We start from the raw sequence: 12,606 nt of genomic DNA on the forward strand, positions 1-12,606 counted from the left end.
TGAATCGTGCTAGAGACACAAAGTTTAAACGATTAAATCCAATGGTGTGTAAAAAGGGCGTTGTCAGATAAGCCAATCGCCCACAACAAGATATAAAAATTGGTAAAACCATCATAATAGAGAAATGTTGCAAATGTCAATTTTATTTTTTGTAAGTCTGAGGGGAATGTGGTCGGCTTAGTTCATGGTTGATGCTTCTAACGATCGTGTTCTTTATCCCATCAAGTCCTTGATTAAGGTTTCAAGCTTGAATTTTAGTGAGCGAAGCAGTCCTTTTAGACTTGTGCCAGCACCCAATGTGATAGAATCATAGATATGACAAATTAGGTGTAATATACTAATAATGATGGTGTAAAAGTCTTAGCCTTCCTAGCTGAGGAGGGTGTGAGACTGAATTAGATTGGTGCGAACCCCAAGTGCACATGAAATCCCTGGGGGATTCGCACTTCGCTCTACGCAAGGGCTGCGGGCATTTTTGAGCACACATGACATCGTCAATTTGCATGAAAAAGTGTGATTCGCACTATTGGGGCTCTGAGCCCTTGTGCAGCGCGGCCTCCCAGCGCCGCTGTCGCACCTCACGTAGGTGCGTGGATTGAAATCAAGCTACTAGGTTCGTGTTTATTTCTTTCATACGTCGCACCTCACGTAGGTGCGTGGATTGAAATTCTACTGGTCGGCGCTCCGTAATCGCACGCTTGTCGCACCTCACGTAGGTGCGTGGATTGAAATAATACAATGAATCCATTGAGGTCAAAATCTACAGGTCGCACCTCACGTAGGTGCGTGGATTGAAATCATCTAGTTGATTGTTAAACGCGCCATAATTCAGCCCGTCGCACCTCACAGGTGCGTGGATTGAAATATTTCTCTTGTGCTGATTGTCTCATAGAGTGGCCGTCGCACCTCACGTAGGTGCGTGGATTGAAATATCATAAACCAAGACATCAAAGCTGGAAGCATAACGTCGCACCTCACGTAGGTGTGGCATTGATTCGGTAACACAGACAAATTAGATGTAAATTATGATGAATTGAGGTGTTAAGGTGATAGATCAAGATGGCAAGAGGCAAGAGTTAAAACAATTGCATGACATCGTAGATAAGGTGTCTCAGCACCGAAGCACGTTACAAGAACGCTATTTCATAAAGGTGGTAACACCTATGTTTGGGGGAAGCAGTGAGCCTGGTGATGTCGATCCACGTTTCCCGATTCGAAGTGCTTCAATTCGTGGACATTTACGTTTTTGGTGGCGAGCGACAAGAGGAGCCCGATACGAGACGGCTGAAGAGCTAAGGAAAGTTGAATCAAATATATTTGGCGACACACAACATCCTAGTAAAGTGAAAATATGGGTTGATCAACCCATACATAAGCCGCAAAAAATAGAATTCAAGAAACGAGGAGAAGCAGGATATAACGAAGAGCTATCCAATCTCCGCTATGTTTTATTTCCCTTTGAAAACAAGCTGTCTTCATTGAAAAAGTGCACCAACAAACAATGGAACTCTCAACAGGGTCAGAAAGAAAATGACGATATGTACTATCCCTCGCATTCGTTTGAACTTTATATCGAATATTTATTGGGAGTAGGGAAGAGTGAAGAGGACCAGCAATTAGAACTGGAAAAATACAAGAAGGAAATTCACGCTGCACTGTGGGCATGGATCAACTTTGGGGGCATTGGTGCAAGAACACGCAGAGGATGTGGAAGCCTGTATTGTTCACGTTTTTCTATGAAAGAAGACGAGCGATTTTACAACCAGCGCGATGTTGAAAAATGGTATAAGGAACACCTGCAAACCTATGGGATTCAATTGCTGTCTGGCAACAAAAGTCGTGAATGGCCGACGTTATCCAACGAAATCCATCTACAGTTTCATAAACAAGAAATATGGGATGCGTGGTCGAAAACGATAAGAGTCTATCAATTATTTCGTTCTCGCAGACCCTCAACGAAGGAGACTGGAACCAAACGCCCTGGCAGAAGTTATTGGCCTGAAGCAGATTCCATTCGCAAGTTGACAAACATGCATTCAAACAAGCATAAGGAGCTGCTGACGATATCCCGTTCAGATGACCAAGAATATGCGTTTCCAAGAGCTGTTTTTGGATTGCCCATCATTACGAAATTCACAGGAGAAAATGGTGCAGGGAACAGGGAACCTTATACCACTCAGTTGACTCCTGGGGGGAAGGAGAAAGCAAGGCTTGCTTCTCCGCTCATTACGAAAGCAATTGCAGTAAGTGAACATGATGGTCATGGAGCTTTAATCGTATTAAAACAACCCAAAATTGAAGGTCTTGAGTTGTCTCTTGCAGGTGACGAAGCCAAAAATAAGCATAACCAAACTCATACATCTTTAATAGAAGCAAAACTGAGGTCGACGGTAATCAACAAGCATCATATCTATGAACCTTCCGTCACATATAAGAATCCGGTTAATAATCCAATGGCGAAGCCAGAAGGGATGTATTATTCAGCGCTTGAAGCTTTTTTGAATATTAAGGAGGTCAAAGATTGGAAGAGATAAAACCATCACAAAAATTGATTATGTTATGCGCTATCGGGCCTGTTCAAGAATTTATTGCGCAAGCTCGAAGAACACGTGACTTGTGGTTTGGCTCCTATTTGCTGTCAGAATTGAGCAAAGAGGCGGCATTTCAGATTGCGCGTTCTGGAGGAGAGCTTATTTTCCCGTACCTGCGAAATGAAGATACAAGCATAAGTGTCGAAGATGATCAGGCTGTGAAGAAATTGCGAGTGGCCAACAAAATACTTGCGATTGTAGAAACGGCAGATCCTAAGAGAATAGCGTGGGAAGTGCGTCAATCTGTAACGAAAAAGTGGTTGGAGTATGCGCGCGATGCGAAAGAACAATTGGGCGCATGCATTAATCAGGGAATGTGGGATCGACAAGTGAAAGACTTGATCGAGTTTCAAGCGGTGTGGGTTCCTCTTTACAGTGAAGACCAATACCAAGTGGCGCGGGAGAGAGCGGAACAATTGCTCGCTGCACGAAAGACTTTGCGAGACTTCAAGCAGCATGAGATCGGAAAATTACGGTTTGGTGAAAAAAAGTCCAGCTTGGACAGCGGACGAGAATCGGTGTTATTTCCTGAGAAAGCCTCTATCTATATGCCATACGGTATAAAGGAAAAGGAAAAGTTGGATGCTGTAGCACTTGTTAAAAGGCTCTCCTTCTCTATAACAAATCGAGAAGATAAATTCCCATCTGTATGCGAAATCGCTTTCAAACATTTTAAAGCAACATTAAAAGAAATTCAGGATAAAGACGAAGAGAATCTCGCCCATAAATGTGTAAAGGAATATTACGCTGCGCTGCATGCATTGAGCAGAAGGTTAGAGGATAGGGTGAGGTTTGAGGACAAGGATATTGATTCTTATGACTACCGATTATTTTATGAGAGTCATATTGAGGGTTATATTGTCGATCATATCGCTGAGCAGATGAGATCCTCATTATCTGAGGTAGAAAAGCAAGAGACGATATCCTATATTAAGCATCATTTGGGGATGTTGGAAGATAAGTTGAATCGGGATCACATTAACTTGAATCCATATTACGCCTTTTTGGTGGCGGACGGAGATCGAATGGGTGATCTACTTGATACGCTCACGAGCTATCAGGAGCATCAGAGGGTTAGTGAGCAGCTGTCTCATTTTTCTGTGAGAGCAGAGGCTATTGTTAAAGAGCACAGTGGAGAACTAATCTACAGTGGTGGCGATGATGTCATGGCCTATGTGTCTTTAAATGAATTCTTTAAACTATCTGAGTCATTGAGTAGGGAATTCCAACATGTTATGAAGCAGGTAGTGCCTAAAGGCTGTACTAAGCCAACCCTTTCTGTTGGAGTGGCTATTGTTCATATGCTCGAACCATTGGAAGATGTGCGAAATCTAGCTAAGCAGGCAGAGCGTATGGCGAAAGTAAAGAAAGATGAGCTGGCAATTATTTATCAGAAACGCAGCGGTGGAGACCAAATGAGAGTCAGCCTTCCGTTTTCTATCCATCCATGCGAGAGGGTAAAGGAATTAAGAGATTATTACAGATGGCATTGGATTTCTTCTCAATTTGCTTTTGGGTTACGAGATTTGCATGATCAATATCAGCAAATGTTCGGAACTACTGGATGGAACCTATCTAGCGATGAACAGCGAGTATTAATTTGGCAAGAAATTGTACGATTAGCCTTGAAAAAGGCTCCTTCAAATGAGATCAAACCGGATATAGAACAAAAAGTGCTGCCTTATTTGAAAAAAATATATGAGACACAGGGCGAGGCAATGAAGCAGTTGAAGATGCTGGCTGAGCTGGTGATCCTAGCAGTCACTTTGGAGAAGGCAGGTAATAACCAATGAACGGTATAAAAGTACGGCCTATAGATCCCTTGATGATTAGAGATGGCAGGCCATTTGAAGCAGTTCCTGGTGCAAGAGCACATACGATGACCGATATAATGCCTAGCGTTTTAGCCGGTTCCATACGAACTTTGCTCGGCAAGCTTAATGCTGGCTCAGGATCAATGAAGGACACCTTCAATCACCCTCATAATAGGAATATTCATCGAATTAAAGTTCGAGGGCCACTTTATGAATACAAGGGAATGATTTATTATCCGATCCCTCAGGATGTGAGCTTTTATAAAGAAAAAGACAGCGGAGATTTGTGTGTCAGTATACGCAGGCCTATCATGATGAATGAAGGGGAAGGGTACTATGGTACTGGAAGAAACGGGCTGCACGAGCAGATGTGGCCGGCGTTAAGTGCATATAAACACAAGATGGAGAAGCATGTTCCAGCTTATATGTCATCCGAGTGGATGACAAAGTGGCTGCGTGATGAATTATCGGAGGCGGATTGGCGTCTTGAGCTAAAGCGTTGGAACGATAGATATAGCCCTTCTCGAATCGCGGAACGTTGTTGTGACAGGGACAATCACGCTAAAACGGATAATGAACCAACCGACACTTTCTTGGCAGCCTTTCCTATAGAGGAGAGAGTACATACCGCGATTGAAGCGTGTACTCGAACGGCCAAAGACAAACATTTATTTTCAACTGAATCTCTTAACTTGCCGGATGAGATGAACTTGCTTGCTGAGGTAGATATACGGTCCGCAGAGATAGCATGGCCAGCAGAATTATCCGAGATTCATTCTCTTGGCGGCAAGCGAGGATTAGCGCATTTTTGTGAAATAGTCACCGCAGAACATTGGTCCTGTCCAGATGTGATGCTGAATGCAATATCCAGTGCTCAAGACAACCCTTTTATTCGTATGGTGCTTGCCACTCCTTCTTACTTCTCGAAGGGATGGCTGCCAGAAGGGTTCAATGAACAATTAATTTATGAAAATGCATGGAACACAGGTGTGGATCTACAACTTCGCTGGGCATGTGTACCTCGATGGCAGGCAGTGTCAGGGTTTCACAATGCTAGAGGAGAAAAGGCGGTACGTCGAATGGTGCCAGCAGGCAGTGTCTACTTTTTTCAAGTCATAAAGGGTAATGCAAGGGATTTGGTTGAACAAAAATGGCTGTGTTCAGTATCTGATTCGAATCGCAGAAAAGAGGCTTTTGACAAGGAAGATGGGTTTGGCTTGGCGTTGTGGGGACTCTGGACACCTATGAATTTGAATGTGAAAGGAAGTTAGATATGAAGAATAAAAAAATGTATTACATCCATTGTTTGTCGCCCTTACATGTTGGAACGGGTCAAGGAGTTGGGGTCGTCGATATGCCAATCATAAGAGAACGCATCACGGAGTGGCCATTTGTTCCTGGCAGCAGCATAAAAGGGGTTCATCGGGAATATTTTGCTTCGAAGCAGTCAGAGCAATGGCTTGAGGCTGCATTTGGCACTTCACCCAATGAAGCGGGGAACGCTGGCTCTTTGGTGTTGTCTGACAGCAAACTGCTTGCTTTTCCAGTCGCGAGTGGATATGGGACATTTGCCTATGTTACCTGTCCTTTGGCAATAAAACGCATGATTCGGGATGCGGCCGCAGTAGGATTTCCGATTCCAGATGTTAACCTGCATCAGTGGGAACAAGTATTAAAGAATCGGAATGAAGCAGACGATGAGAGTGCCTTCATTACCAGCTCTAGTGTGCTTGCCTGCAAGGAATATATTTATTTGGATGAGTTCAAGTGTAAAAAAGAACAAGATGCATCTGCGGCTCTGGATACATGGGTAGATTGGTTGTCCGGGCAATTATTCTCGGATGAGATGTCACAACGTATATTTACTGAACGCTTTGTGCTCGTATCCGATGATGCTTTTCAATACTTTGTCACGATGTGCTGCGAGATAATGACTCGCATTCGTATTTCTTCAGATGCAAAAATAGTAGAAAGCGGAGCTTTGTGGACTGAGGAGTATCTTCCGGTAGAATCCATTTTATACGGAACGATATGGTGCGATAAGATCCATAGTTCTTCAGAGGCGATCACGGCTCAGAGCTTAATGAAAGCTTTGAGTGGAGAGTCAAGTCTGCAGATTGGCGGCAATATAAGTGTCGGCAAAGGGCGTGTACGTTGCCGCTACATAGAGGAGGACTGTTGATGAAATCTATAGATCATCATTATGCTAAAGTCGCTTATCAATGTGTGATGCAGCAATCAGAAGCGACTGGAAGTGAAGCGGAGTCCTACGGCAGGTTGTGTCACAAGTTCCCGTCAATGGTGATGTTGAATGGATTGCGGCTTACCGCAACATATTTTTACAGCAACCATAAAGAGGATCCGGCTTACCTGAGATATTTAGAAGATATGGGTCAAGCGCTCAATTTTGCAGAGTGGAATAACATTCCAGACGCAGAATACCGTCATTTGTCTCGCAATGCCCTACAAGCTTCTATCTGGTTTAAAAGATATGCTGAAGCTATTCTCCATGTCAATGCGGAACAGATCAGTCTCTATAAAGAGGGGGCACAGAAATAAGGTGATGTCAGAACGAGGTGCAGCTGGAATGAATGCTTTCTTGGAATTGACGAAATTAATCAGCATCGATAAGCAGAGTTCGGAATTTGACGAATTGATCGGAGGCAAAGGTGAATATAAAAAAGAATTTTATACTAAATTAATTGGTAACTATCTTAGAAGATGGGAAATTGTTCCGGAATGGTACGACCAGCGGCTAGCACAATATTATGCTTTTCTACCAGAAGATCGTTGTACCGAGTTTGTGATTAGGAGTCAGTCACCGCTTGTAATGGGACAAGGACAATCGTCGATATTGGAAACCCATCTGACTTTGCATCGAATATACGGTGTTCCGTATATTCCAGGAACGGCTTTAAAGGGGCTGACTGCTCACTACTGTCATCAGTATTTGGGCGAAGAGGAAGCGGGATTTCGCTCAGATGGAGCGTATTATGAGATATTGTTTGGATCCACAGAGAGAGCGGCTCTTATCCAATATCACGATGCTTTTCCTACCAAAGATACCGTGAGTCAGGCTCTTGTACTGGATGTGATGACGCCTCATCATCACAAATATAACGATACCGCTGCTTCAGTATCTGCGCCGCGTGATGATGATTCACCGGTTCCGATTCCATTTCTATCGGTAAGAGCGGATTTTCGTATTCTGCTGTCATGTGAATCGTCAAGCAAAGAAAACTTCGCTTGGTTGGAGCTAGCGAGAAAGCTCGTTAAGAATGCCATCGAGCATGAAGGAGTTGGCGGTAAGACAAATGCAGGATATGGTCGGTTTAATGAATCTATTCGTGGTTAATGAACTTTGGCTTCTAGGAGAAAAGGATGTGTCTGGATGGAAGAAAAGATTAATCATCGCGAGATTATTAAGAAGATCGCAGAGAATTATTCTCAATTGGAAAGTTCCATTGTTAGTCAGTTGCGTCTAAGTTGTGATCACCATTATGTAACGATAGGGAGCTTCAGGGAAGAGATATGGCAATCTCTATTTGAACAGATTATCCCGAAGAAATTTTCCATTGAGCGCTCTGTATTTATTATTGATTCGAACGAGAAAGTGTCCAAAGAAGTAGATCTGGTTATCTTCGATGAGCAGTATACTCCGTATATCTTTAACTTTGGTAAAATCAAATATATTCCTATTGAAGCCGTAGCGGTGGTTGTGCAATGTAAGAGTGATCACTTGGGCAATCAGAATATCACCGCATGGAAGGATAGTATAACGAAGTTGAGGACATCTCTTCATTCGATTGCACGAATGCATGGCAAGGTTGCACACGGGGAAATTATTGATACAGTGAAATATACGCAAACGTCGACGAGGCCGATATACATACTTTGCCATCTAAATGAGTCGGCGACGGACAGGAATGCGGTCATGCAGCACTTTGATATTGTGATCTGTCCTGAGAATGGTCGTTTGAAAATGACGACTCAATCAGACAAACTTAGCAATTGGTATAAGAAATTAAATCATGCAGAAGAGCAGTATAAGGACAATGTGATGGAGATGGAAGGAAGCTTTAGCGATATTACGTTAGATCAATATAAAGTGGGTTGCTGGGATAAAACGACTAATGCTAACGAAGAAGAGAGTAAGGTCAGCGATAATAAAGTAGTAGTGGGGGAAAGAACCATACTCTCTTTGATCTTTCAGTTGAATCAACTACTGATGTTGATTAATAATCCGTTGCTATTCCCACATCAAGCATATGTTAAAATGTTTAATAGGTGTCTAAATGAAGCAGAGGTAGAATCTATTCCACAATCTACTATAATATGAAAGATGAGGCGTGGTGCGAACCCCAAGTGCACATGAAATCCCTGGGGGATTCGCACTTCGCTCTACACAAGGGCTGCGGGCATTTTTGAGCACAAATGACATTGTCAATTTGCATGAAAAAGTGTGATTCGCACTATTGGGGCTGTGAGCCCTTGTGCAGCGCGGCCTCCCAGCGCCGCTGTCGCACCTCATGTAGGTGCGTGGATTGAAATAATAAAGGTAAGCTCAATACCACGCTGACTCATCGTGTCGCACCTCATGTAGGTGCGTGGATTGAAATAAGATAGCACCCCTCGAAGATGAGTTGCATGGATTCGGTCGCACCTCATGTAGGTGCGTGGATTGAAATCCGTAATCATAATGCTCGATCCGATCAACCATTATGCGGTCGCACCTCATGTAGGTGCGTGGATTGAAATTCAATCGTTGCGGCGATCTCAAGGTGAAACGGCGGTCGCACCTCACGTAGGTGCGTGGCGTGGATTGAAATATCTATTACACAGAATCCTTTGTAATTTTGGTAGATGTCGCACCTCAATGTAGATGTGCAGATTGAAATGATAAGACCTCGTCTAATTGTGAGACAAACCAGGTATAATAAGAACTATAGTGGCAGGCTGAATAAAGAAGGTGAACAGTATGAGGCTGGAGCAGATTGATCAATTAAAGACAGAATTGGATTCATATCGACCGCTTCCGCCCTCCGCGGTCCGAAATCTTGAGCAATTTTACCGAGTAGAGTGGACCTACAACTCAAATGCCATAGAGGGAAATACCTTAACTCTACTAGAGACTAAGATTGTTCTTGAGCATGGATTAACGATAGGTGGGAAGAAGCTGCGGGAACATTTTGAGATTATTAATCATGCTGAAGCAATCGATTATCTACAGGATCTCGTTCAGCAAGGTCAAGAACTGACACCGTATATCATAAAATCCTTACACCAATTGGTTCTTAAAAATATTGCGGATGATGCAGGAAGCTATCGGATGGTCAATGTAAGAATTTCAGGGTCACAGCATGTACCTCCGCACTATACTTTAGTACCTGAACAGATGGAACAGCTTATGGAATGGTATCAGGAACAAAAGGAGAGCATGCACCTGGTAAGGCTTGCTGCGGCGTTTCATTTCAAATTTGTTTATATCCATCCTTTCTCAGACGGCAATGGCCGTACGGCAAGACTGCTAATGAACTTCATTCTTATGATGAACGGTTATCCGCCGGCAATTGTAAAAGCGGAAGACTCAGCAAGATTGAGATATTATGAGACGTTGGAGGAAGCAAGCATTAAGGGCCATTTACAGCCGTTTGAACAATTGATTATGGACTGTACAGCAGAAAGCTTGCAGGCTTATATATCTGCAGTAAAGTAACAGGGTTGGCCATGCAATGAACAGATGAAACAACGCTAGGCGAGCCGATGCTTCACAAATCGAGGCGGATAAATATTCAGGGTGTAAAAATATGATTTCTGTAACACGAAACGAGCCCTAGAAGGAATTCTAGAGGCTCTTCGACTTTCTCATTCTATTATTTTCTTCACTCAAGATTGATCTCTTCCGAATATCGCTCCAACGCCTTCTTCGAAGTCTCAAGCATGCGTTTTTTCAAATAGGCGCCTTCCGTAATCTGAACGCGCTTGCCTAGAAAACGGATCTTGGACAGCAGATATTCTACTTCATCTCCAGCCACATGAATCGTAACCTCATAGATATCCATTTCCTCGTCATACGAGACCTCCTTCTCGAAGCAGGAGAAGGCATATAGAATGCGGGACAGCTCCCGATTATATTGACGGACAACCTTCACTCGCACCGTCGTTTTGCGCACAGCCTGAAGAATGGCTACATGGTGCTTGATGCGATCTACTTCCTTAATGGATAGGGGCAGCGGAAGCTCGGACACAGCCGTGATGCTGCTAAGCTTGGTGCTCATCTTGCATCTGTGCTTGATATGAAACCATAGCAGATACCATTCGCGCTTGACCATAGAGTATTCAAGCTTGTACGGATAGCCTTCGTGCTCTTCATGAACCCGCCCATTTCTCGTAGAATAGCTGACGAGCATTCCTTTTTCCTCGATGATGCAGCGGTGCAAGGGGCGAAGGAGAGGGTGATACACCTGATTCTCCCTGCTCTTGGCTTTTTCCATAACATATTTATGTATATCCATGCCGGATTCATCCTGTAAGACAAGCTGCAATTTTTGTAGCGTCTCCTCAGTAAAAGCATGCTTTGCTGCAGGCTGGCCAAGCATGGTTTTTAACCACGCTCGCTCCTGTGAGGTGATCGTGAGCGTACCGGATTCCTCCAGTCTAGAGAGAATTTGATAGTTAAAGATCTTCTCAAATAGATTCATAATAGTCTTGAATCTCCTTCCACTCCTCAATCATGTCACGTCTCAGATGACTTGGGGCTAGTACCTCGCAGCTTGAGCCAAAGCTTCTAAGCCATGGCTTGATCTCCATGATGCCATTGACCGTAATTTCATAAATAAAGGATTGCTCATCTTCCTCCACAATTTCTCCCCATTGTCCCTGTAGCAGCACGCGCTGCTTGATGAAATCAGGCTCTGGCGGCTCTGGACTGAAGAACCGTGCACGTACTGTAACAGGAGTGCCCGTATCGATCAGCCAGCTTGTTTGAAGCTTCTCTTCCAGAGCGGCAGTTTTAAGTTGAAAGTCTGTTTCGGGAATTGATTCCGCCTCTTCCAGATGCGTCATGCCCTCCATCCGAAACTTGCGGATGCCCTCTCGATCACTGCTCAGCATATACCATCTGCCATATTGATGGTCATACACAATCTTGAGCGGCAGGGATTTATGCCACTTGCCCTCATCCTCTCGCTCGAAGCGAGGATTCGTAGACTGAGCCGTATAGGTCTTCTCGGCTTTGGGCGTAAAGTAGCGAAAGCGGACACGGCGGCGATGGCGGATTGCCTCCAAAAGTGTATACAGATGGGCTTCATCTAAAATACGTGAATGGTAGTGGTACTTGTATAAAAAGGCTTCTGTGCTGCTTGCTTCATCAAATAGGCGCAACAGATGCTTTTTTAGGCTGTCCCGCAGCAAATATCCCTGCACAGAAGGAACTTGGGTATTGGACATGACATCTACGAAGTCATACAAATCAATAAGCTCCTCGTCAGACAGCGAGCGAAGCAGCTCATCCTGCAATTGATACTGATAAGGCCGGCTTGCGTTCTTTTTATGAATCACACCGACTGACTCCAGATATTTAAGGTCCGATCGAATTGTCTTCTCATCAGGAAGAGGCATATCCTCTGGCATCTTGCTGCTGCAGGCATCGATCAGCTCCATTACGGTCAGCGCCTGGCCATTCAGCGCTTCGAGAATATGAGTGATCCGGACGGACTCCGATTCCTTCAATGACTTGGTGCGGAATAAAAACAGCAGAAGCGGATCGGCTGACTCGTAATAGTTGTATCGAACAGCAAGCGGAAGCTCTTGGTCTTTAGTATTGACGGAGGGCGAGGCAGAAGCAGCGGCAATCTCCTTCAATCTTCGTGTTGTCTTGTCGAAGGTATGGACCGAGATGCCAAGCCGCTCTGCAAATTGAACTCGGTTATAAGCTCCGCTCGTCAGCATGAGCATACGAAGAAATTGGATCTCTTTATCAAAGCTTTCCTTTGCCACGTTCAACCACCCTCCAGCTAAGTTGTTCCTTCTATTGTATCAGCCCATGAAGGGGAATAGGGAGCATAATTAGCCTTATTCAATCAATCTGCCTCTTTGTATGTTTATTTTGAAATTCGGTGGAAGAGTTATTTTTATTCTTACTCGTAATACTTTCGCCATGTTCGAATCACACGATCTGAGGCAATATGGAGACAGCACCT

Annotated in this window: 10 protein-coding genes and 1 CRISPR repeat array; of the genes, 8 read left to right on the forward strand and 2 right to left on the reverse strand. The window is 44.0% G+C overall.

Features of this window, described 5'->3' with window-relative positions:
- Positions 1-1,046 precede the first annotated feature (1,046 nt).
- From cmr1 to B9Y93_RS19050, 8 genes are all read left to right on the forward strand, one after another.
- Complete coding sequence (cmr1, locus tag B9Y93_RS19015) at positions 1,047-2,534, forward strand: type III-B CRISPR module RAMP protein Cmr1 (protein WP_085497076.1); 1,488 nt, start codon at positions 1,047-1,049, stop codon at positions 2,532-2,534.
- Positions 2,522-4,384 carry a type III-B CRISPR-associated protein Cas10/Cmr2 gene (cas10, locus tag B9Y93_RS19020; protein ID WP_085497078.1) on the forward strand — a complete coding sequence of 621 codons (1,863 nt, stop codon included), beginning with the start codon at positions 2,522-2,524 and terminating at the stop codon, positions 4,382-4,384. The genes cmr1 and cas10 overlap by 13 nt, the downstream gene beginning before the upstream one ends.
- Positions 4,381-5,676 (forward strand): type III-B CRISPR module-associated protein Cmr3, encoded by a 1,296-nt coding sequence (gene cmr3 / locus B9Y93_RS19025; protein WP_085497080.1) that lies wholly within the window; start codon positions 4,381-4,383, stop codon positions 5,674-5,676. Before cas10 ends, cmr3 begins: the two co-directional genes overlap by 4 nt.
- Before the next feature lie 2 nt (positions 5,677-5,678).
- Positions 5,679-6,587, forward strand: coding sequence for a type III-B CRISPR module RAMP protein Cmr4 (cmr4, locus tag B9Y93_RS19030; RefSeq protein WP_085497082.1), 909 nt, complete (start codon positions 5,679-5,681; stop codon positions 6,585-6,587).
- Complete coding sequence (cmr5, locus tag B9Y93_RS19035) at positions 6,587-6,964, forward strand: type III-B CRISPR module-associated protein Cmr5 (protein ID WP_085497084.1); 378 nt, start codon at positions 6,587-6,589, stop codon at positions 6,962-6,964. Before cmr4 ends, cmr5 begins: the two co-directional genes overlap by 1 nt.
- Positions 6,965-6,968: 4 nt before the next feature.
- On the forward strand, positions 6,969-7,760 hold the full coding sequence (gene cmr6, locus B9Y93_RS19040) for a type III-B CRISPR module RAMP protein Cmr6 (protein ID WP_244903500.1): 792 nt from the start codon (positions 6,969-6,971) through the stop codon (positions 7,758-7,760).
- A 36-nt stretch (positions 7,761-7,796) separates the two neighbouring features.
- Positions 7,797-8,744, forward strand: coding sequence for a DUF6602 domain-containing protein (locus tag B9Y93_RS19045; protein WP_085497088.1), 948 nt, complete (start codon positions 7,797-7,799; stop codon positions 8,742-8,744).
- 180 nt (positions 8,745-8,924) lie between these two features.
- A CRISPR array of direct repeats spans positions 8,925-9,229; the repeat unit is 32 nt; unit sequence GTCGCACCTCATGTAGGTGCGTGGATTGAAAT.
- A 154-nt stretch (positions 9,230-9,383) separates the two neighbouring features.
- Positions 9,384-10,121 carry a Fic family protein gene (locus tag B9Y93_RS19050; protein ID WP_085497090.1) on the forward strand — a complete coding sequence of 246 codons (738 nt, stop codon included), beginning with the start codon at positions 9,384-9,386 and terminating at the stop codon, positions 10,119-10,121.
- A gap of 166 nt (positions 10,122-10,287) precedes the next feature.
- On the opposite strand, the gene B9Y93_RS19055 is transcribed toward B9Y93_RS19050, so the two are convergent.
- Together B9Y93_RS19055 and B9Y93_RS19060 are read right to left on the reverse strand one after the other, a co-directional pair.
- Positions 10,288-11,106, reverse strand: a complete 819-nt coding sequence (locus B9Y93_RS19055) for a WYL domain-containing protein (RefSeq protein ID WP_085497092.1) — start codon at positions 11,104-11,106, stop codon at positions 10,288-10,290.
- Positions 11,093-12,403 carry a helix-turn-helix transcriptional regulator gene (locus tag B9Y93_RS19060; RefSeq protein ID WP_085497094.1) on the reverse strand — a complete coding sequence of 437 codons (1,311 nt, stop codon included), beginning with the start codon at positions 12,401-12,403 and terminating at the stop codon, positions 11,093-11,095. Before B9Y93_RS19060 ends, B9Y93_RS19055 begins: the two co-directional genes overlap by 14 nt.
- Between the last annotated feature and the right edge of the window lie 203 nt (positions 12,404-12,606).

This window comes from Paenibacillus aquistagni, from assembly GCF_900177815.1.
GTDB classification, from domain to species: Bacteria; Bacillota; Bacilli; order Paenibacillales; family Paenibacillaceae; genus Paenibacillus_B; species Paenibacillus_B aquistagni.